The organism is Curtobacterium sp. L1-20 (assembly GCF_048755855.1).
In the GTDB taxonomy this organism is placed as follows: Bacteria; Actinomycetota; Actinomycetes; order Actinomycetales; family Microbacteriaceae; genus Curtobacterium.
Genome location: NZ_CP151473.1, coordinates 3,571,338 through 3,591,848, shown reverse-complemented (window position 1 = coordinate 3,591,848; position 20,511 = coordinate 3,571,338). Strand labels below are relative to the sequence as shown.

Here is a 20,511-nt window from a genome sequence, read left to right as displayed (position 1 = left end):
TCGCAGGACGAGTTCCGGACGCCGGTGACGCCACGCTCGAACGCTATGCCGATCCGCCGACACCGGTACGCCGTCGCCCCGTCCGCGGCGGTTGCCGGATGATCGGTCAGGCGGCGGCGAGCTCCCGCGTCAGCGCCGCGACGAACGCGTCGATGTCCTGCTCGGTCGTGTCGAACGCGCACATCCAGCGCACCTCGTTCCGGCTGGCGTCCCAGTCGTAGAACCGGAAGTGCTCGCGGAGCCGGTCGGCCACCCCGGTCGGCAGGGTCGCGAAGACGCCGTTCGCCTGGGTCTCCTGGCTGAAGGCGACGCCCGTGATGGTGCCGTCGGCGATGCCCGCTTCGAGCGCTCCCCGGAGGCGGGCCGCCATCGCGTTGGCGTGCGAGGCGGAGCGGAGGTACAGGTCGTCGGTCAGCAGGGCGATGAGCTGCGCCGACACGAACCGCATCTTCGACGAGAGCTGCATGTTCATCTTGCGGAGGTAGTGCAGCCCCTCGGACGCGGTCGGCTCCAGCACGACGATGGCCTCGCCGTAGAGCATGCCGTTCTTCGTGCCGCCGAAGCTCAGCACGTCGACCCCGGCGTCGGTGGTGAAGTCGCGGAGCGGGACACCGAGCGTGGCCGCGGCGTTCGAGATGCGGGCGCCGTCCATGTGCAGCGTCATGCCGCGTGCGTGGACGTGGTCGGCGATCGCACGCACCTCGTCCACGGTGTACGCCGTGCCGAGCTCGGTCGTCTGGGTGATCGACACCACGAGCGGCTGCGCGCGGTGCTCGTCGCCCCACCCCCAGGCCTCGCGGTCGATCAGGTCGGGGGTCAGCTTGCCGTCGGGGGCGTCGACGGTCAGCAGCTTGATGCCGCCGACGCGCTCGGGTGCCCCGGCCTCGTCGGTGTGGATGTGGGCGGTGGACGTGCACACCACGGCGCCCCACCGCGGCAGCATCGACTGCAGGCCGACGACGTTCGCCCCGGTGCCGTTGAAGACCGGGAACGCCTGCGCCTGCGGGCCGAAGTGCGCGGTGATGACCTCCTGCAGGCGTGCCGTGTAGACGTCCTCGCCGTACGCGATCTGGTGGCCGTCGTTGGCCGCGGTGATCGCGTCGAGGATCTCGGGGTGGATGCCCGCGTAGTTGTCCGAGGCGAAGCCCCGCAGGTCCAGGTCGTGGAGTCGGAGGGTCACGGCTTCATCCTAGGTTCGGGGGTGCCCGCGCCGGACGGCACGAGCGGGATGCGGACGCCGTTCACGTCCGCCGGTGCCGCTGCCCAGAGCCGCACGACCTCGTCGCCCAGCCGGTCCTCGAGCCCGGCCAGGCCGCCCACGACGACGATCGCCGCTGCGGCACGGGGTGCGTCCTTCCGGAAGCCCTGCGCGACGGCCCGGACCCAGGCGTCCGCGGCGGCCTTCGCAGCGGCGTAGTCCGCGGCACCGGCGGTGGGGGACGCCACGGCGGTCGAGGAGACGATCGCGAGCCGCCCCGCCGGCGAGGCGACGAGGTCGTCGTGGAACGCCCTCGTCGTGTTCCGCAGGGTGCGGAAGCCGCGCTCGAGGAACGCCCAGTCCTCGTCGGACTGCCCGACGATGCTCCCGCCGCCGCGCCACCCACCGACGAGGTGGACCAGGCCGTCGACGCTGCCGGAGGCTGCGCGCACCTCGTCCGCCAGGGCGCTCACCGCACCCGGGTCCGCGAGGTCGCACGTGTGGGTGGTGACGCCCGGGACGGACGTGCGGAGTGCCTCCAGGGCGTCCGGACGGGTGCCGACGGCGACGACGGACGCACCGGCGGAGGTGAGTGCGCGCGCGACCGCCGCGCCGCTGGCGCTCGTCGCCCCCGCGATCAGCACCCGGCGCCCGGCGACGGGACCGTCGTTCACGCGGCGGCGTCCACGACGGACGCGGCTCCGGTGATGCCGGCCGTCGAGGCGATCACGGGCGCCATCTTCTTGCTCAGCGCCTCGTAGAACATCGACAGCGGGAACTCGTCGTCGAGCACCGCGTCCGTGTAGCCCTTCGGCAGGCCGGCGAGCGTCTCGTCCGGCAGCCCGCGCGCCCACACCGACGCGGGGTGCGGTGTCAGCGTCCGCGTCAGCATCGCGTACGCGGCGAGCCAGTGCGCGGCCTTCGGACGGTCGATCGAGCGCCAGTACAGCTCGTTGATCTCGTCGCTCAGGGCGACGACGACGTCCGGGGCGGCCTCCCAGTCGATCGTGAGCTGCGTGTCCGTCCAGTGCAGGACGCCGTGCTGGTGCATCCACGCGAACAGCAGCTGGCCACCGAGGCCGTCGTAGTTCCGCACCCGGCTGCCGGTGATCGCGAAGCGGAAGATCCGGTCGAACACGACGGCGTACTGCACGAGGTGGGCGTGGTCGCGGATCATCCGCTGCGCCTCGTCGAGGTCGGCGTCGGGGACCGCGGACAGCGTGCGCTGCAGCCGGACCGACTCGCGGAACGCGGTGAGGTCGCAGCGCAGCTCCTCGAGCGAGTAGAGGAAGAACGGCATCCGCTGCTTGATCATGAACGGGTCGAACGGCAGGTCGCCGCGCATGTGCGAGCGGTCGTGGATGATGTCCCACATCACGAACACCCGCTCGGTGAGATCCTGGTCGTCGAGCATCGCCGCAGCGTCGTCCGGCAGCTCCAGCTTGGTGATCTCCGCCGCGGCGCGGACCACCCGCCGGTACCGGGCGGCCTCGCGGTCCTGGAAGATCGCGCCCCACGTGAAGGTCGGGAGCTCCCGCATCGCGACGGTCTCGGGGAACAGCACCGCGGAGTTCGTGTCGTACCCCGGGGTGAAGTCGACGAAGCGCAGCGCCACGAAGAGCGCGTTGCTGTGGTCGCCCGCTTCGAGTTCGGCGATGAACTCCGGCCAGATGACCTCGACCAGGACGGCCTCGACGAGCCGCGACGAGCTGCCGTTCTGGGTCACCATCGGGAACACGACGAGGTGGCCGAGTCCGTCGACGCGGTGCTGCTGCGGCTGGAACGCGTTCAGCGAGTCGAGGAAGTCGGGGACGCCGAAGCCGTCCTGCTCCCACCGTGCCGCGTCCCGCGGCAGCGCGGCGAGGTACGCGGCGTCGTGCGGGAACAGCGGTGCCAGTTCGGCGACGGCCTGGAGGATCGTGGCCAGGTACCCGGAGGCCGTCACGTGGTCCGCCGGGTCCGGTACCGAGCCGTCCTGCGCCTGCAGGGCACGGAACGACACGACGGCGGCCTTCAGCCGCAGCCAGGCCGGGTGCGTGGCGACCGCGCGCACGGTCCGGCGGTCCTCGACGACCTCGGGCTCTCCGACGATGGCGTCCTGCGTGTGGGTCTGGACGAACTGCGACATGTCGAACCTCCCGTCATCGGGCCGGCCGCGGCGGTGCGGCGGATCGTGCTTGCGACGAGCCTAGGGAGAAGCGGCCGACGGATGGTTGCTGATCCGCGGCGGAATCGTGCGTGTGGCGGCCGGTCACGCCGCGGAGCGACCGCACCGCGCAACGTTCAGCCGACGAGCCGCACCTCGGCCGGTTCCGTGCCCACGGAGAACGCGGTCGTCGTGCCGTCCAGGTCGGCTCGGTAGTCGCCGCGGAACCCGCGCACCGGCACGCGGCCCTGGTCGTCGGTGCGGAGCGTCGTCGGCCCGAGCCACCACTCGTCCTTGACCAGCCGACGGAGCGCCTCGTAGGACGGCTTCGGGGAACCGTCGGCGCGGACGAGACCGATCGGGGCGCCCAGCCAGGCGCCGGCGTCGGTGATGCCCCAGTAGGTGATCGCCTCGACCGACGGGTGGCCCACGAGGCTCCGGTAGTGCCGCTCGAGGTCGTCGGCCTGCCGCGCTTCGCCCTCCGGTGTCGACGGCCACGACGGCACCTGGTGGTCGTTGAGGTCGACGATGTGGGCGGGCATGAGGTCACCGGACACCAGCGAGGTCTCGGTGAGGTGCAGCGGCAGTCCGTAGCGGGCGAACCGGTCCACCATCGCGAGCATCGTGTCCTCGCCCCAGTAGCCCTGGTGCATGTGCGTCTGCAGCCCGATGGCGTCGATCTGCACACCGGCCTCGAGCACGCCCTCGATCAGGCACTCGTAGGCGCTCGACAGGTCGAAGTCGTTGAGCAGGAGGGTGGCGTGCGGGTTGGCCGCACGGGCCTCCTCGAAGGCCATCCGGATCATCGGGATGCGTCCCTTCGCCCGGGCGAGCGGGGTGATCGCGTTGTCGCCGTTGTCGAACACCGGCATGATGACGACCTCGTTGATGGCGTCCCAGGTGTCGATGACCCCGGCGAACCCACCGACCTCGCGGCGGATGCGGTGCCGCTGGAGCTCCTCGACCTCGTCCAGGGGGAGCCCGAGCAGCCAGTCCGGCTGCACGGTGTGCCAGACGAGCGGGTGCCCCTTGAGGGCGACGCCGCGGTCCCGGAACCACTGCGCCGTGGTCAGGAGCCGTGCGGTGTCCGGCGCTCCCCGCTCCGGTTCGAAGCGGCCCCAGTAGAACGGCAGGGTCGCGGTGTTGAAGACGTCCGTCCAGAGGGCGGCGAGGTGTTCGTCACCGATGCCGTCCGCGTCCGGCGCTGATCGGGCGGGCGCTGATCCGGCGGGCGCTGTTCCGTCGTGCGCTCCGTCCTGCGCAGCGGCGTTCGCGAGGCCGATGAAGTCGAAGCCGATGTTCCCGAACGCGAACGCGTGCCGGGTCTGCTGGACGGTGACGTCGACCCCCGGGAGCGGTCGGCCGCCCGGGTCGACGACGGTCAGCGTGGTCTCGCCGATCCGGTGTGCTGTTCCGTGCGTCATCGCGCGTCCTCCGACGTCGTCGTCCGGGATTTGTTGTGCGCCCGAACATACCACCCGGACTGCTCCCCGGACACTCCCGACGGCATCGCCGCGCCGACCGACCGCCGCGGGCCGCGGCTGGTGTCAGGCGGCCGGTCCGCGCGACCGGTTCAGCCGGTCGGCGGCGCGGCCGAGCAACCAGTTCACGGCCCAGCCCACCAGGCCGATGACGGGGACCAGGACGATCACCGCGGTCCAGAGCGCCTTGACGAGGTCGCTGCGGCTGCGGTCGCGCCAGACCTGCACCAGTGCGAGGACCTCCAGCGCGACGATCACCACGATGACCAGCACGTGGATCCCGCTCGTGTTCTCCAGCATGTCGTCCTCCCCTCGACGCGCCGGTGCGCGGTCGGACCACCAACGTTAGGGACGACGACGCGGGACGGCATCCGCCTCGCGAGTGACATCCCGGGAGAGGACCCGAGCCGACCTCCTGCGTGTGGCAGGCTCGGACCGAGCAGTCGGGAGGGGACCGCGATGGACGAGGCACTGTTGTACGACCTCTGCAGCCGGGCACGGCTCGTGCAGATCCGATCCGTCGGCTCCGAGGCCGGCCTGCGCGGCCTGACGGACTTCGTGTCCGAGGCCACGGGCTGTGCCGACCGGTACTCGCACGAGCAGCTCCTGCAGGTGTTCGAGGCGGCTCCGCGCCCGATCGGCTTCCGCACCGGCCTCCGTCGGCTCGAGAGGATCAGTGCCGTCCGCACCACTCCGCCGGACGACTTCTCGGCCGACGAACGCCGGGAGTACGAGGCCGCGCAGACCGCCCTGCGCCGAGCCGTCGGGCGGGACTCGGGGGAACCGGCGAGCGGTGTCGTCGGGGTGACCCGGAACGTGCTCGAGCAGTTCGTCCTCCGGTGGTTCTGAGCACGGGGGAGGTGCCGGTCCGCTGGTACGAGGCGGAGCGCACGACCGGTGCAGCCGCCGGGCCGACGCTGCTCTGGCTGCACGGCGGCGGGTTCTTCCGCGGCGGTCTCGACCAGCCGGAGGCACACGCCGTCGCCCGGGCCCTGGCGGCACGGGGTCTGACCGTCGCGACCGTCGACTACCGGCTGGCACCCGTCCCGCTCGTCGGTCGACAGCGACCCGGCGGCGGACGTCCGCGGGTGCGGTTCCCGTTGCCCCTCGAGGACGTCGTCAGCGCCCACCGGGAGGTCCGTCGACGTTCCCCGGGTGGGGTGCTCCTCGGCGGTGCGAGCGCTGGTGCGTGCCTCGCCGCGGCAGCGACGCTCCGCGCACTGGACGACGGCACCCCGCCCGTCGGCGCGGTGTTCGCGTACGGGTTCTTCCACGCACGGCACCCCCGGGTCCGCGATCCCGCCGTGCGTTCCCGCGGTCACCGACGGGTCACCCACGCACCGTGGGCGCTCGACGTCGCGAACCGCAACTACGCGGGCTCGCGCCGCGCGCTCGCGCAGCGTCACGCCTTCCCGGGCGGGCACGACCTGCACGGGTTCCCGCCGGCCCTGCTCGTCCACGCCGAGCACGACACCATGCGGGCCTCCGGGGACCGGTTCGCAGCGGAGCTGGCCGGAGCCGGCGCGGACGTGGAGCGTCACGTCCTCCCCGGGACGCGACACGCCTTCCTGAACCGGCCGGGTCTCGCCGAGTTCGCCACCACGATCGCGCGCATCGCCGCGTGGAGCGCCCGGCGCTGAAGCGTCGCCGTGACCGACACGAGCCGGACGGGAGGCGCGGTGTCAGCCGGCACCGTGCCTCCCGTCCGGCGGGGCGTCGGTCCACGACTCAGAAGCGGGTGGTGCCCCGCAGCCGCCGCGGCCGCCCGTCGGGGTCGACCGCGAGGCGCGCGGCCGGCGCCGCCCACAGCCGCTGCAGCGCCGACACCGGTTCCGGCACGTGGTTCCGGACGCGCCCCGGCGGTCGAGGGCCGGGTTCGCCGTCCTCGTGCCAGTGGTCGAGCGCTCGGGCGTGCGACCGCCACAGTTCGAGGAGCTCGGCGCCGGTGCCGTCCAGGCGCGGGTCGTCGGGCGACGTCGCGAGGTGCTCGGCCCACAGCTGCCGGCGGAGGTCCCGCGCGATCGAGCCGTCACCGTCGCTCGAGTCGACCACCGCGCAGGTGAGCTCGCTGTCCGTCGTCCACGAGCGACGGTTGAAGTTGTCGGACCCGATCGTGAACCAGGTGTCGTCGACGATGCACACCTTGGCGTGGATGTAGATCGGCCGGCCGGACTCGTGCTCGAGGTCGAAGACCCCGACGCGGTCGGGCGCGGTCCGGCGGAGGGTCTCGATCGCGTCGATCTGGCCGAGGCGGCTCGGGGGTCCGCTGAGGACGCCGTCCGAGTTCGGGTAGCGGGGCACGAGGACGACCACCCGCAGGTCCGGGTTCCGCTCGAGGGCCTCGGCGATGCCGGTGGCGACCTCGCGGGACCAGAGGTACTGGTCCTCGATGGAGATGAGGGACCTCGCCGTCCGGAACGCCTTCGCGTAGGCGCGCGCGATGCTCCGTTCGCCCTGGGGTGCGAACGGGAACGGCGGTCGCTTCACCCCGTAGGTGCGGAGCAGCTGCACCGCGTGGTCGCCGGCCGGCGGCGGCGGGGGAGTGCGCTCGGGCAACGGCTCCGGGTGCCGTGGCATGTGGGTCAGACGCTGCAGGAGCATCCGGTACGGCAGGCTGCGGTCGAGCGGGTGCGGGTCGTCCCAGCGCTCGGCGAAGACCGCGAGGACGTCGGCGACGACCGGGCCGCGCAGCTCGATCGAGGCGTCGTGCCAGGCGGGGCGCTCGCCGTAGCGCGCGTCGATCGAGACGTGCTGCGGGTCACCCTCGTGCGCGGCGTCGTCGCGGCGGCTGTGGCACAGGTCGATCCCGCCGACGTAGGCGACGTCGCGACCGGGGTCCTCACCGTGCTGGATCACGAAGAACTTCTGGTGGTGGGACCCGAAGACACGGACCCGCTGGTCGAGGAGGACCTCGCCGCCGGCCTCGTTGATCTTCCGGCCGAGCAGTTCGTTCGACCGGGTGCTCAGGGACGCCGAGACCCGCTCGCCGTGCGAGCGCCAGATCAGCCCGCGGACCTCGACACCGGCGCGGGCGCGGTCGGCGAGCAGGTCCCCGATGGTGGGGCCGTCCGGCAGCAGGCGTTCGTCGGCGTCGCCGCGCCAGTCGGTGAACCACACGCGGTCGCCGGGACCCAGCACGGACAGCTCGGCGTGGAGCCGCTCGAAGTACGCGGCACCGTGCACCAGCGGACGTGCGGTGTTGCCCTCCGACCACGCAGGTGCGTCACCGCCGCCGGAGTGCACCTCGGTGGCGGTGTTGCCGCGCTCGTCGCGGGCGAGGAACCAGTGGGCCGGATCGGTGGGCACGTCCCGAAGACTACGGGGCGGGCCGCTGCCCGGGTCGGGTCGACCTCCGGCGGCTGTGGGGGTCCTCAGGCGGCACTGCGAGTCGGACGGGAAACGCATCCTGCCCGGACTCCCCGGGAGCGCGCGCCTAGCGTGAGAGCGTCATGACAGCCGAACACCGCAAGCCCGTCGAGCCCGATGCGGCTCCCACCGTCTCGCACCACGCCGCCCACCACGCGGCCGCCGTCGAGCACCCGTCCTCGGACCGCACCGTCGAGGAGCCGTCCTCGGACCGCCACCAGGAGCCCTCCGACCGCGCGTCGTCCGCCCCCGCGCAGTCCGACGGGCACGACGACGGTGACCAGCCGGACCCGCGCCGCTGGAAGGCCCTCGTCATCTGCCTGCTCGGCGGCGGCATCGTGCTGCTCGACGTGTCCATCGTGAACGTCGCCCTGCAGTCGATCTCGAAGGGGCTGCCGGGTGCCACGCCGGAGGCCGTCCAGTGGATCCTCTCCGGGTACGCCCTGGCGTTCGGGCTGCTGCTCGTCCCCGGTGGTCGGCTCGGCGACGCCACCGGACGCCGCCGCATGTTCGTCGTCGGCGTCGGCCTGTTCACCGTCGCGAGCGCGCTGTGCGGCTTCGCGCCGAACGGCATCGTGCTCGTCGTCGCCCGGCTCGTGCAGGGCCTGGCCGGTGGCCTGCTCACCCCGCAGGTCACGGCGCTCATCCAGCAGCTGTTCCGCGGCAAGGAACGCGGCACCGCGTTCGGGCTCTTCGGCGCGACGGTCGGCATCGCGACCGCGATCGGCCCGCTCGTCGGTGGCCTGCTCATCACGGCCTTCGGGACCGAGAACGGGTGGCGGTTCGTCTTCTTCGTGAACCTGCCCGTGGGACTCGTCACGATCCTCCTGGCCTTCCGCTACCTGCCGAAGCCGCAACGGACCGAATCCGGGCGGAAGCACGACTTCGACCCGGTCGGCATCGCGCTGCTCGGCGCCGCGGTCGTCGCCCTGCTCCTGCCGTTCGTGCAGTCCGAGCAGTGGAAGGGCGCAACGAAGTGGTGGCTCGTCGTGGTCGCCGTCGTCCTCGGCGTCGCCTTCGTGCTCTGGGAGCGCCGCTACCAGCGGACGAAGGAGCCCGTCATCGACCTGGCGCTCTTCCGTCGGCGGTCGTTCTCGCTCGGCGTCGGACTCGCGACGGTGTACTTCGCCGGGTTCACCCCGCTGTTCTTCGTCCTGACGCTCGCGCTGCAGTCCGGGCTCGGCTACTCGGCCCTGCTCGCCGGTCTGTCCTCGGTCGCGTTCGCGGTGGGCTCCGGCGTCGCGTCGACCATCGGCGGTCGGATCGTGCACCGGTTCGGACGGCAGCTCATCGTCGTCGGCACGGTCCTCGTCCTGATCGGACTCGGCGGTGTGATCTGGGTCGTGGCGAACCACTACGAGAAGGACCTCGGCTGGTGGCTCGTCCTGCCGCTGCTCGTCGGCGGCATCGGGTCCGGCCTCACGATCTCGCCGAACCAGACGCTCACGCTGTCCGAGGTCCCGGTGGAGCAGGGCGGGTCGGCAGGCGGTCTCATCCAGGTCGGCGCGCGCGTCGGTTCCGCCATCGGGATCGCCGCGGTCGGGAGCGTGTTCTACTCGTCGCTCGCGGACGCACACGGCGACTACTCCCAGGGACTGCCGCTCGCGCTCGGGGTGTCGCTCGGCTTCGTCGCCCTGGCGCTGATCGCCGGCATCGTCGATGTCGTGGTGGGAAAGGTGCGCGGGACCGAAGCATCCGTGTGACCGCGGCCGCGCGTGGTGTCGGCGGCGCCTCGTAGCGTGGGCGCATGCCCGAGGGTGACTCCGTCCACCGCCTCGCCGCGCGCCTGCGGCAGGTCGACGGGGCGGTCGTCACCGCCGGGGAACTCCGTGGCGGGGCGTCCGCCGGGCACCGCCTCGGCGGTCGCACGGTCCTCGGTCACGCCACGCACGGCAAGCACCTGCTGACCCGGTTCGACGACGGCACCACCCTGCACACGCACATGCGGATGCAGGGGTCGTGGACGGTCACCGGCAGCGGACGACGACTGCCCGCGGCGGCCGCCCGCACCGCACGGGTCCGGATGGTGCTCGCCGACGGTCGCACGGTGTGGGGACTCGACCTGCCCGTGGTCGAACTGCTCGAATCCGCCGCCGAGGCACGGGCGCTCGGACACCTCGGACCGGACCTGCTGCACGACGGGTTCGACGCGGCGGAAGCCCTCCGGCGCGTCACCGCGGACCCGGCCCTGCCGGTGCGTGCGGCCCTCCTCGACCAGACCCGCGTGGCCGGGCTCGGCAACCTCTGGGTCAACGAGCTGGGGTTCATCCGGGGGCTGCACCCGGACCGGCCGGTGGGCACCGTCGACGTGGTCGGCCTGCTGGACACCGCACGACGGATGCTGTCGCACTCGGCCACCGTTCCCGACGCCTACCAGGTCACCACCGGCGTGCTGCGTCGCGGCGAACGGCACTGGGTCGTGGGCCGGGCCGGACGCCCCTGCCTGCGGTGCGGCACCCGGGTCCGCGCCCGCGACGACATCGAGGTGGTCGGGTCGCCGGCGCGACGGCTGTGGTGGTGCCCGTGCTGCCAGCCCGTCGACGGGCACCGATCGACGTGACCGACGGGCGCCGTGATCGGACGGCGTGCGGCGCGGCGTGCGGCCACCCGGTTCGCCAGGCGGCGCGACATCCGGGACACTGGACACCGCTGTCCTCGTGGCGGCCCGTCCCGTGACGGCTCCCGTCCCCGCGACGACCACCCGTCCCCACCGCAAGGAAGGCTCCGGATGACCGAGCTCCCCGTCGTGTTCGAAGTCGGCTCGATCATCGCGCTCGTCGCGATCCTGCTGGCCGACCTGCTCATCGTCGCCCGCCGCCCGCACGTGCCGACCCTGAAGGAGTCCGGCATCTGGGTCGGGGTCTACGTCGGGCTCGCGCTCGTCTTCGCGGTGGCGATGCTCGTCTTCGCCGGCGGCGAGCCCGCCGGCCAGTTCCTCGCCGGCTGGCTGACCGAGTACAGCCTGAGCATCGACAACCTGTTCGTCTTCGTCATCATCATGGCGCGGTTCTCGGTGCCGAAGAAGATCCAGCAAGAGGTGCTCATGCTGGGCATCATCATCGCGCTCGTCCTGCGCGGGATCTTCATCCTGGTCGGCGCGCAGCTCATCGAGGACTTCTCGTGGATCTTCTACATCTTCGGGGCGTGGCTGGTGTGGACCGCGATCCAGCAGCTCCGCGACGACGACGACGGCGACGAGCAGAAGGACAGCTTCATCGTCCGGACGCTCCGCCGTCGGGTCCGGATCAGCGACACCTTCGACGGGATGAAGCTCCGCACGACGCACGACGGTGTCCGGCACTTCACGCCGCTGCTCGTCGTCCTCATCGCCATCGGCACGACCGACCTGCTGTTCGCGCTCGACTCCATCCCGGCGATCTTCGGCATCACCCAGAGCGCGTTCATCGTCTTCACCGCCAACGTGTTCGCGCTGATGGGGCTCCGTCAGCTCTACTTCCTGCTCGGTGGTCTGCTCGAGCGGCTCGTGTACCTGAAGTGCGGCATCGCCTTCATCCTCGCGTTCATCGGGGTCAAGCTGGTGCTGCACGCCCTGCACGGCAACGAGCTGCCGTTCCTCAACGGCGGGGAGCACATCGCGTGGGCGCCGGAGATCCCCACCTGGGTCTCCCTCGTCGTGATCGTCGTCGCCATGGCGGTGTCCACCCTCGCCAGCCTCGCGAAGATGCGTCGGGAGCCGGCGCCAGCCAGCGGCGACGAGCAGGCCCGCACCACCGACTGAGGTCGCGACCACCCAGCGGACGGGAGGCGCGGTGCCGGCCCGCACCGCGCCTCCCGTCCGACACCCGGTCGCCACCGGTGCGCCGGGCGCGACCACCCGCTCGGTACGGTGGACGGCATGGCACCCTTCACGCCCCCAGCCGCCGACGCGATGCGCGCGAAGCTCCTGCTCGCGGCGCGGGACGAGTTCGCCGCGGTCGGGATCGGCGGTGCCCGCATCGAGCGGATCGCCGCGGCGTCGGCGAGCAACAAGGCCCAGATCTTCCACTACTTCGGCAGCAAGGAAGGCCTGTTCGACGCGCTCTTCGCGCAGACGGTCGCCGAGACGTTCGACCAGGTCCCGCTCGACCCCGAGGACCTCGCCGAGTACGCAGGCCGGCTGCACGACCACTTCGTCGAACGTCCGTGGATCCCGCGGCTCGCGACGTGGCACCGGCTCGAGCGCGCAGGGACCACCCCGCTGGAGGCCGTCGTGGAGAGCCAGCGCGCGGTCGTCGCCGAGGTCGAGCGGGCGCAACGCGCCGGGGTCGTGCCGCGGTCCTTCCGAGCGCCGGTGCTGCTCGGGCTGGTCGTGCACCTCGCCGCGTTCTGGAGCGCGGGCAGCCCCGAGTTCGAGACCTCCGTCCCCGCGGTCACGCCGGCGCGGCGGCGGCAGATCGTCGTGGACGCGGTCGCGGGCGTCGTCGGCGGCTGAGCCCTGCGACGGGGCCAGCGGGCGACCGGCGGTCGCGAGCGTCGTCGGCGGCTGCGCCCTGCGCCCCGCGACCGGTTCAGCGGGCGACGGGGAGCGGGACCTCGCGCTGCCGGTCCCACGGTTCCGTCCAGGCCAGACGGTCGAAGACGGCGTCGAGCAGCATCGCGGTGAAGCCCCACACCGTGTGCGTCCCCGACACGGTGTCGACCGTGAACGCCGGACCGCGCCACTCCTGACCGCCGCGGCGGACGACGGTCACACCGCGGTGCGCCGGGTCGAGGAGGTCAGCGACCGGGGCGCGGAAGACCGCGGCGGACTCCGCCTCGTCGACCACCCGCACCGGTGAGGCCGACCGCCACCAGCCGATGACCGGCGTGACCAGGTGTCGTGAGAACGCGAGCGGGACGGGATCCAGCGTGCCGAGCACCTCGACGCCGTCGGGGTCGAGGCCGGTCTCCTCCTGCGCCTCGCGGAGGGCCGCAGCCGTGGGGTCGGCGTCGCCGGGGTCGATCCGTCCGCCGGGGAACGCGACCTCGCCGGGGTGCGCTCGGAGCGTGGTCGCACGGGCGAGGAGCAGCACGTCGAGGTCCCGGCCGACGCGGGTGTCCGTGGCGTCCCGGTCACTGGGGACGTGGTCGAGGGCCCCGAAGAGGATGAGGACCGCCGCCCGTCGCGACGACTCGGCCGTCGGCATGTCCGGCACCAGTGGCGCGCCGCCCGGACGGACGAGCGCGGACAGCTGCTGACGTGCGGTGACCACCCGGTCAGCCTAGGCGCTGCAGTGGGGCGATCTCCGAGGAGCACCACGTAGCGTCCGAGGTCAGGAACTCCGGCGGCGATCGGCTGCCGGATCGACGACTGCAGTGGAGCAGACCATGACCGACAACGAGAACACGCCCACCCCGGACGAGCACGACGCTCCGTCGGCGGCGAACGACTCCGAGGGCACCACGAAGCCGGACGGCCTCGGCGAGGACGGGACGATCCCGAACGAGCCCGACGGCATCGCCGTGGGCCACCAGGGCGACGACTCCCACTTCAACCCCGAAGAGGACGACGGCCGCGTCTGATCAGCCCGTCTGCTCGGCCGCGCCTGATCAGACCGCCTGCTCGGCCGCCCCTGATCGGCCCGTCTGCTCGACGGCGGCCCACAGCCGGCTGATCGGCACGTCGCGACCGAGCACCGCGACCGCAGCCCGGTGCCCCGAGTACAGGGCCGCGGACACGGTCGCCGGGTCGTCGGTCCAGGTCGCCTCGCCGGCCAGGTGCAGCACGTCGCCGACCGGTTGAGCGAGGTCGTCGTGGTCGGCCGTCACCGAGCCCGGGAGCATGTGCGCGTACGAGCCACGCGACCACTCGTCGTCCTGCCACGCCGTCACGTGCACCGACGTCGGCGTCCCGACCCGGTCGCCGTGCAGTCGTCGGAGCTCGTCGAGCACCGAGGCCGTGACGGCTTCCGGGCTCCAGCCGCGGATCGCCCTCGCCGCGGGACCCGCCGCGAACGTCAGCAGTGTCGGCACCCCGTCGAGGCGCGTGAGGTCGTACCAGGAGTGCCACCACCGGCCCGCGGGACCGAGCTGTCGGACGGCGTAGACGTCCTCGCCCCAGAACCGCGTCGGGAAGCGGAGGACCACCTTCTCGAACGTGTTCATCCGCAGCCGTCCGAGCGCCTCGCGGTGCCGGTCGGGGAGCGGCGGCGAGATCGTGAGGTCGGCCGACTGCAGGACCCCGACCGGGACCGTCACCACGGCGGCGTCCGCGTGCACGGCGCCCCGGTCACCGGCGACGACCACGCCCTCGGCGCCCCACTCGACGGTCCGCACGGCGTGCTCGAGCCGGACGTCGAGCCCCTCGGACAACCGCGCGGGGAGCGCGTCGTACCCGTCCGGGAACACCACCTCGTCACCTTCGACCACGTCGTCGTCGAGCCCGTGTGCCGCGAGTCCGGTGCTCGCGACGCCGTACTGCTCCTCGCTGCGGTGCTCCAGGTGCTCGCGGACCCGCTCCGTCCGGTCGGCGTCCCAGTGCTGCTCGGCGAGGGCACGTTCGACGACGTCGTGGTAGCTGTCGTGCGCCCCGGACCGCTCGATCACCCGGGCGAGCACGCGGTCCACGGCGTGCACGTCCGCGGCGAAGCGCTCCGTCGCCGACGCGTCCAGACGGGCGCCGTCCGGGCCGTGGTACGCGATCGGTCGGCCGTCGACCTGGTAGCCACCGACCGTGAACTCCGTCGTCCGCAGGCCGAACGCGTCGGCGGCTGCGGCGACGGCGCTGCCGTCCACCCCGTGGATCCACGAGGCCCCGAGGTCCGTCACCAGGCCGTCGCGACGGTCCGTGTGCACCCGGCCGCCGATGCGGTCACGCGCTTCGAGGACGACCACCCGGAGGCCGGCGTCGACCAGGAGTCGTGCGGTGGTGAGGCCGGCCACACCCGCTCCGATCACGGCGACGTCCGCGTGCTCCATGCTGGTGCTCCTCCGGCTCGGCGATCGGCGTGGGGTCCGTCCGACTCAGACTGCCCCGGCGAGTAGCGCCATGGCCAGGAGGAACCCGAGCGACTGCAGGATGCCGAGGCCGGCGACGGCGATCCCGACGATGCCGATCGCGCGCGCGGACGTCCGGTGTCCGGTGGTCTGCTTCAGGGCGACCGAGGTCCACACGATTAGGGCGACGAGCACCAGCGAGACCAGCACGGACGGCCAGAGCAGGGTGATCGACACCGTCTGGACGACGAACGACACCAGGCCGAGGACGAGTGCGGCGAGCCCGGGTCTGGTGATCCGCCGGTCCTGGACGCGGTCGAGTCGCTCCTGCTCGCGAGCGAGGTGGTCCTTCCCCATGGTCGAACTCATCACGACGTGGCTCCCGAGGTCGGTTCGGTCCCTGCGGAGGGGTTGGCACCGGGGATGTCCGGCGGGGTGTTCGTGTGGCGCTCGCCGTACTTCTCGCGGTTGAGCGCGTCGACGTCGCCGGGGGTGCACGGGGTCTGCAGCTGCAGCGTCGACCCGTGCGACGTGGACCGGTACTCGATGAAGAATCCGTCGTCGAGGGTCGAGGCCGCCGGGTAGCGGAGCTGGACACCGGGGCTGTCACCCCCGAATTCGGTCCTGACCGGCTTCCAGCCCTTCGCTTCCCACCGCTTCGTCAGGTCCTCGAACTGAGCGGTTCGGTCGTCCGGCTGCGTTCCGGGTCCGAAACGCGTGAGCACCCACTGGGCGCCGTCCCCGCCGCACGCCCTCGCAGCGGTGTCGGATGCGAGCCAGCCGGTGCCGACGATCGCTTGGGATGCCTCGACCTCCGCGTTCATGCTGTCCCAGACGGCCTTGGCTGCGGTCGACCCCGTGCTCGACATCGTTGGCTCCTTCGGTGGTGTGGTGCTCGCGCAGCCCGCGAGCACGAGACAGGCCAGGACGGCCGGGATGAGGGTCTGTCGTCCTCGACGCTCCGTCACGGGATCTTCTGCCCTTCCGGCGTGTACCCGAGGCTCGTCCGCGCGGTGTTGTACAGCGACGACGTACCGGCGTCCAGGTAGCCCTTCTCGGCGGTCGGTTCGCCGGTCAGGGTGGCTTCAGTGGCGGGGGTGGCAGGGTGCCCGTCCGAGCCGGGGTAGGTGCGACCCGCGATCTCCTCGTCGTTGGACGAGAACGTGCGAGCTCCCCAGTCCGGATCGCCGGGGTTGTGCGTGTGGGTGCTCGGGATGCTCAGGACGAGCGTGCGGTTCGCAGTGAACGGGTTGCCGGTGTTGATCGGCTGGTCTCCGCCGAAGCCGGGTCGCGGCAGCTCGACCGCTCCGCGGCCGATGTTCGCGACGAGATCCGACTTTGCCTGCGAGGCCCAGACGTGTTCTCGAGGTACCGCGAGCGCATCGACATCGGGGACCCGGCCGTCGATCCCCGCTGATGCGAGCAGCGTCAGGTTGTCCACCGGTGTCTTGGCCGTGGCCAGGGTCGCGGTGGTCGTGCCGTAGGAGTGTGCGACGACGGACAGGTGGTCGCCGCCTTCCCAGCCCCGGGTGGCCGACACGCCGCTCAGGAACCCCCTGAGCTTCTCGGCACCGACCAGTGCCTTTGCCGAGCTGAGCACGTCCGGGCTCGGAGGCATGTCCGGAGTGTCGTAGCCCATCCACGCGATCGTAGCGATGTTGCGATCTGCGTTCGCGTCCTGAGCGGCCTTGCGCTGTTCGTTGTACAGGTTCTCCGCGCCGCCCGTCCACCCCTGCATGCTGTCCGCGACCGTGTTCCCCATCCCCGGCACGGTCACCGTGACGTTGCTGGCCGAGTCGAGGTCACCGATCCCCACCGCCGCAAGCGGAGGATGGCCGAGCGTCAACGAGACGATGGTGCGCGGCGCCGCAGCAGTGCCCGCGTCCATCGTCTTGCCGAGGGACTCGAGGGCGGCGATCCGCTCGACGAGCTGTTGGTACCGCGTCCGTTCGGCGGCGGTCAGCGGCTCACTACCCGCCATCCGCTCGTACATAGCGAGACGGTCGGTCTTCGCCTTCGCGAGCTCGGTCGTGAGCGTGTGCTGGTTCGCCCGGCCGCGGTCGGCGTACCGGACGCCGTCGAGGTTCCCGACGACCATCGACAGGCCCGTCACGAGTGCGTCGCGTTCGCCGGTGCCGAGACCGGACCACCACGCTTTGACGTCTGTCGCTGCGGGCGGGTGGTCGAGCATCCGCTGCGCCTGCGCGGGGTGGGCCGCAGCCCAGTCGCGGAGGGCGTCGGCGCCACGCGCCGCGAGGCTGCTCAGCAGCGGGAGGGTCGCGGCGTCGCCGAACCGCAGCGCCGCTCCGGTGAAGTCGACCCGAGAGAACGGCGCGGCGAGGGTGTTCCCGCTCAGGGCCGGGAACAGCTGGGGCGTCCCGCCGACCTGTCCAGCGATCGCCTGGCTCAGCTCGTCCTGCGCTGTCCGCCATCGGGTCCGCAGTCGCCCCGCGCGCGCGTGCAGGTCGTCGTTGGCGACCTGGTACTCGGGCGGGACGGCGTCGTCGTCCGAAGCGGCGACCCGCGCCCGGAGCTCCTCGATGTCCGCGGCGAGGGTCCGGCGGGTCTTCCGGATCGCGGCCACCTCGAGGGAGAACGCGTCGAGCGCGGTGGCGACCGCGGACGCCGCCGCCGCGAGGTCGCTGGCGGTGTCGACCGCACCGCTCATCGCGTTCGGCAGGGCGTCGGTGGCGCCGGGGGACGACAGCGCGGAGCCGATGCCGGACCACGAGCGCTGGGCGTCGTCCGCTGCCCGGTCGACGCGGGCGGTGGCGGAGCGGAGCGCGGTCGCACTGTCACCGACCCCACCGCTCGTCGCGGTCACGGTGGGGAGTGCGCTCTCGTCGATGAGTCCCTGGCTCATCGCGTGCCCCGGTCCCCGGTCCGGCGCGCCGCTGCGCCCGTGGTGCTCGCCATCTCGGTGTCGGCGTGCGCGAACGCGGCCATGGCTCCGGTCGCAGCCGTGATCGCCCGCTCGACGCCGCGCACGGCGGACGTCGCGTCGCCCTGCCGCGCGGTCACGAACCCCTGGGCGGCACCGGCTGCTGCGGTACCGGTCAGCGCTGCGACGACGCCGCGCAGTGCCGAGTCCACGTCGACCGCGGCGTCCTGCATCGAGGCGCCGGCGCTGGCCGCCCCGTCGACGATCGTCTGCGATGCGGCGACGTCGAGCGTCCACCCGTTCCCCATGCCGATCCCCCTTCCGTCACTCACCCTAGTGCTGCTACATCACACATCAGCCTGCTGCTGCCCACTTGTGGACAGATCAGCGCATCGGGAGTTGCCGGAGTGCGACCACGATCTGGTCGAGGAAGTCGTCCACCTCGTCCTGGTCGTACCCCTGGCGGAACCGCGTCGGCGAGAACGTCGTGGCGACGACGTCCTCGGGCGTGAGCGCGGCGGACCGGCGCCCCCGTTCGTGCTCGGCGAGCACCGCCTGCACCCGGTCGAGGAAGTCGTCGACCTGCCCCTGGTCGTACCCCGGTCGGAACATCGTCGGTCGGAAGCGTGCGGCCACCACGTCTGCTGCGAGCATGTCTCCCCCTCGTGCTTGCTGCCGGCCATCCTGCCACGGGACGGGCGACGGCCGGCGGGCGGGCGTCAACGGCGCAGCACGGACTCGTGCACGTCGACGAGGCCGGGCTCACCGCGAACGCGTCGGCGTCGCGGCTCCAGCCCCGACGCCCCTGTCGGGCGGGCGCCCTAGCCTCGTCGCACCGGGCGGGCGGCGTCTCGGGGACCGAACAGCGCGGACAGCAGCCGGGCGAACGGTGACTGCCGCACGGGCTTCGTCTCGGTCGTCCGGGTCGGGGCATGGAACGCGAGGTCGTGCAGCATGTTCCGCTTCGAGCCGTCCCAGTTGGCGAAGAGGTAGGCGCCGCCGAGGAACGTCATGCTCCGCACCGGCGTGCGCTTCCAGGAGTCCGCGGCGACGTAGTAGCCGGCGTGACCGGCGTGGATGTGCTGGATCACCGTGTCGACGTCGATGACGCTGGTCGTCGTCACGACGGTGGTGATGCCCGTTCGGTCACGGGCGACGTACTCGATGAGGTGTTCGGTCACGAGGGGCTCTTGTTCGCAGTTCGCGCCCGTCGTACCGGTGAGGGAACGCACGACGAGGCATGGCCGGAATCGTCGTTGCTTCCGGACCTGAGGATACGCTCTGGCGGTCCCTCGTGACGAGGCGTCCCACCGTCCACTGCGCTTGGTGCACAACCGGCGTCCCGCGGGGCGGTCGCCGTGCGCACCGGTTCGGTGGCACGCTGACCGGGTGCCCCTCTCGCGTCCCGCTGTCACCGCTGCCCTGCCCGGCGTCGCCCTGGCGGTGGCGATCGGCCTCGTCGCGACGCTCGTCGCCACCGCCGTCCCGGTGGTCGGTGGCCCCGTCCCGGCGGTGGTGATCGGTGCCGTGGTCGGCTGGCTGGTCCGACGGCGCAGCGCGAGCGACGCGGGGGCGCCGGCGACCGCGATCGGCACCGCCAGCGCGGCCACCGCGAGCGGTCTCGGCGCGCTCCAGCCCGGCGTGAAGTTCGCGTCCGCTCGGGTGCTGCAGTTCGCCGTCGTCCTGCTCGGCGCGCAGCTCTCCATCGGCGAGGTGCTCCGCATCGGGGGCGAGACGCTGCCGGTCATGCTCTCGACGTTGGTCGTGTGCCTCCTGGCCGCCTGGGGGATCGGCCGCCTGCTGCGGGTGTCGAGCGCCCTCCGCACGCTCATCGGCGTCGGCACCGGCATCTGCGGCGCATCGGCGATCGCCGCGGTCACGCCCGTCATCGGTGCGGTGAGCGCGGACGTCGCATACGCGATGTCGACGATCTTCCTGTGCAACATCGCCGCCGTCTTCGTCTTCCCCCTGCTCGGGCACGCCCTCGGCCTCAGCCAGCACGCCTTCGGCGTCTTCGCCGGGACCGCCGTGAACGACACGTCGTCGGTGGTCGCCACCGCGACGGTCTACGGTCGCCAGGCGACCGACACCGCCGTGGTGGTGAAGCTGGTCCGGACCCTCATGATCATCCCGATCGTCGTCGGGTTGGCCGGTCTGGAGGCGCGGCGCACCGCCCGCGAGCAGGCCGCGTCCGTCGGTGCGCCGGGTCGCGCCGGTGGCGTCCGCGTGTTCCGCCTGGTCCCGTGGTTCCTCATCGGCTTCCTCGTGGTGGTGCTGCTCCGCACCGTCGGTGTCCTGCCCGCCGCGGCGGCACCCGGGTTCTCGACCGCGGCGACCTTCCTCATCACGGTGGCGCTCGCCGCGATCGGGCTCTCGACGGACTTCGCGGCGCTGCGGCGGGCGGGATTCCGACCGATGCTCCTCGGCATCGCGCTCTGGGTGCTCGTCGCGGGGACGAGCCTCGGCGCGCAGGCGGTGTTCGGGCTCCTCTGACCGCGGGGTCCCGATGGAGCCGGCCGGACGC

Annotated in this window: 21 protein-coding genes and 2 pseudogenes; 8 read left to right on the top strand and 15 right to left on the bottom strand. The window is 72.5% G+C overall.

Annotated elements, in window-relative coordinates:
• Positions 1-106 precede the first annotated feature (106 nt).
• The 5 genes from AAEP86_RS18410 to AAEP86_RS18390 all read right to left on the bottom strand — a co-directional run bounded on the left by AAEP86_RS18410 (position 107) and on the right by AAEP86_RS18390 (position 5,125).
• On the bottom strand, positions 107-1,180 hold the full coding sequence (locus AAEP86_RS18410) for a threonine aldolase family protein (protein WP_420368725.1): 1,074 nt from the start codon (positions 1,178-1,180) through the stop codon (positions 107-109).
• Positions 1,177-1,872 carry an SDR family NAD(P)-dependent oxidoreductase gene (locus AAEP86_RS18405; protein WP_420368724.1) on the bottom strand — a complete coding sequence of 232 codons (696 nt, stop codon included), beginning with the start codon at positions 1,870-1,872 and terminating at the stop codon, positions 1,177-1,179. Before AAEP86_RS18405 ends, AAEP86_RS18410 begins: the two co-directional genes overlap by 4 nt.
• On the bottom strand, positions 1,869-3,326 hold the full coding sequence (locus AAEP86_RS18400; RefSeq protein ID WP_420368723.1) for a DUF6421 family protein: 1,458 nt from the start codon (positions 3,324-3,326) through the stop codon (positions 1,869-1,871). Before AAEP86_RS18400 ends, AAEP86_RS18405 begins: the two co-directional genes overlap by 4 nt.
• Before the next feature lie 155 nt (positions 3,327-3,481).
• A complete protein-coding gene (locus AAEP86_RS18395; RefSeq protein ID WP_420368722.1) occupies positions 3,482-4,768 on the bottom strand; it encodes an endo-1,4-beta-xylanase in 1,287 nt (428 codons plus the stop codon).
• Positions 4,769-4,891: 123 nt separating this feature from the next.
• Complete coding sequence (locus tag AAEP86_RS18390) at positions 4,892-5,125, bottom strand: PLDc N-terminal domain-containing protein (RefSeq protein ID WP_420368721.1); 234 nt, start codon at positions 5,123-5,125, stop codon at positions 4,892-4,894.
• Positions 5,126-5,284: 159 nt separating this feature from the next.
• On the opposite strand from AAEP86_RS18390, the gene AAEP86_RS18385 reads away from it, so the two are divergent.
• Together AAEP86_RS18385 and AAEP86_RS18380 are read left to right on the top strand one after the other, a co-directional pair.
• Positions 5,285-5,674 carry a hypothetical protein gene (locus tag AAEP86_RS18385; RefSeq protein ID WP_420368720.1) on the top strand — a complete coding sequence of 130 codons (390 nt, stop codon included), beginning with the start codon at positions 5,285-5,287 and terminating at the stop codon, positions 5,672-5,674.
• Positions 5,665-6,465: an alpha/beta hydrolase gene (locus tag AAEP86_RS18380; RefSeq protein ID WP_420368719.1), complete on the top strand. Its 801-nt coding sequence runs from the start codon at positions 5,665-5,667 to the stop codon at positions 6,463-6,465. The genes AAEP86_RS18385 and AAEP86_RS18380 overlap by 10 nt, the downstream gene beginning before the upstream one ends.
• Before the next feature lie 88 nt (positions 6,466-6,553).
• Here the strand turns inward: AAEP86_RS18380 and AAEP86_RS18375 are convergent, their stop codons facing one another.
• Entirely contained in the window at positions 6,554-8,131 is a 1,578-nt protein-coding gene (locus tag AAEP86_RS18375) for a phospholipase D family protein (RefSeq protein ID WP_420368718.1), read from the bottom strand.
• A 143-nt stretch (positions 8,132-8,274) separates the two neighbouring features.
• On the opposite strand from AAEP86_RS18375, the gene AAEP86_RS18370 reads away from it, so the two are divergent.
• From AAEP86_RS18370 to AAEP86_RS18355, 4 genes are all read left to right on the top strand, one after another.
• Positions 8,275-9,894: an MFS transporter gene (locus AAEP86_RS18370; protein WP_420368717.1), complete on the top strand. Its 1,620-nt coding sequence runs from the start codon at positions 8,275-8,277 to the stop codon at positions 9,892-9,894.
• A gap of 44 nt (positions 9,895-9,938) precedes the next feature.
• Positions 9,939-10,751, top strand: a complete 813-nt coding sequence (locus AAEP86_RS18365; protein ID WP_420368716.1) for a DNA-formamidopyrimidine glycosylase family protein — start codon at positions 9,939-9,941, stop codon at positions 10,749-10,751.
• Positions 10,752-10,919: 168 nt separating this feature from the next.
• Positions 10,920-11,930: a TerC family protein gene (locus AAEP86_RS18360; protein WP_420368715.1), complete on the top strand. Its 1,011-nt coding sequence runs from the start codon at positions 10,920-10,922 to the stop codon at positions 11,928-11,930.
• A gap of 117 nt (positions 11,931-12,047) precedes the next feature.
• On the top strand, positions 12,048-12,623 hold the full coding sequence (locus AAEP86_RS18355) for a TetR family transcriptional regulator (RefSeq protein WP_420368714.1): 576 nt from the start codon (positions 12,048-12,050) through the stop codon (positions 12,621-12,623).
• Positions 12,624-12,699: 76 nt separating this feature from the next.
• On the opposite strand, the gene AAEP86_RS18350 is transcribed toward AAEP86_RS18355, so the two are convergent.
• The gene (locus tag AAEP86_RS18350) at positions 12,700-13,383 is read right to left on the bottom strand and encodes an NUDIX hydrolase (RefSeq protein WP_420368713.1); all 684 of its coding nucleotides are present in this window, start codon (positions 13,381-13,383) and stop codon (positions 12,700-12,702) included.
• A 115-nt stretch (positions 13,384-13,498) separates the two neighbouring features.
• On the opposite strand from AAEP86_RS18350, the gene AAEP86_RS18345 reads away from it, so the two are divergent.
• Positions 13,499-13,693 (top strand): hypothetical protein, encoded by a 195-nt coding sequence (locus AAEP86_RS18345; protein ID WP_420368712.1) that lies wholly within the window; start codon positions 13,499-13,501, stop codon positions 13,691-13,693.
• A 27-nt stretch (positions 13,694-13,720) separates the two neighbouring features.
• Here the strand turns inward: AAEP86_RS18345 and AAEP86_RS18340 are convergent, their stop codons facing one another.
• The 8 genes and pseudogenes from AAEP86_RS18340 to AAEP86_RS18305 form a co-directional block, all read right to left on the bottom strand.
• Positions 13,721-15,088, bottom strand: a complete 1,368-nt coding sequence (locus AAEP86_RS18340) for a flavin monoamine oxidase family protein (RefSeq protein ID WP_420368711.1) — start codon at positions 15,086-15,088, stop codon at positions 13,721-13,723.
• A gap of 45 nt (positions 15,089-15,133) precedes the next feature.
• Positions 15,134-15,475: a hypothetical protein gene (locus AAEP86_RS18335; protein WP_420368710.1), complete on the bottom strand. Its 342-nt coding sequence runs from the start codon at positions 15,473-15,475 to the stop codon at positions 15,134-15,136.
• A complete protein-coding gene (locus AAEP86_RS18330) occupies positions 15,475-15,975 on the bottom strand; it encodes a hypothetical protein (protein ID WP_420368709.1) in 501 nt (166 codons plus the stop codon). The genes AAEP86_RS18335 and AAEP86_RS18330 overlap by 1 nt, the downstream gene beginning before the upstream one ends.
• Positions 15,976-16,070: 95 nt before the next feature.
• Entirely contained in the window at positions 16,071-17,969 is a 1,899-nt protein-coding gene (locus AAEP86_RS18325) for an alpha/beta hydrolase (protein WP_420368708.1), read from the bottom strand.
• Positions 17,966-18,295, bottom strand: coding sequence for a hypothetical protein (locus AAEP86_RS18320; RefSeq protein ID WP_420368707.1), 330 nt, complete (start codon positions 18,293-18,295; stop codon positions 17,966-17,968). Before AAEP86_RS18320 ends, AAEP86_RS18325 begins: the two co-directional genes overlap by 4 nt.
• An 88-nt stretch (positions 18,296-18,383) precedes the next feature.
• Positions 18,384-18,539 (bottom strand): annotated as a pseudogene (locus AAEP86_RS18315) (DivIVA domain-containing protein); the annotation flags it as partial.
• A gap of 18 nt (positions 18,540-18,557) precedes the next feature.
• Positions 18,558-18,641: pseudogene (locus tag AAEP86_RS18310) on the bottom strand (DivIVA domain-containing protein); the annotation flags it as partial.
• Between the two features lie 167 nt (positions 18,642-18,808).
• Positions 18,809-19,168, bottom strand: a complete 360-nt coding sequence (locus AAEP86_RS18305) for a hypothetical protein (RefSeq protein ID WP_420368706.1) — start codon at positions 19,166-19,168, stop codon at positions 18,809-18,811.
• Positions 19,169-19,376: 208 nt separating this feature from the next.
• Between AAEP86_RS18305 and AAEP86_RS18300 the strand changes: the two genes are divergently transcribed.
• A complete protein-coding gene (locus tag AAEP86_RS18300; protein ID WP_420368705.1) occupies positions 19,377-20,480 on the top strand; it encodes a YeiH family protein in 1,104 nt (367 codons plus the stop codon).
• The last annotated feature ends 31 nt before the right edge of the window (positions 20,481-20,511 follow it).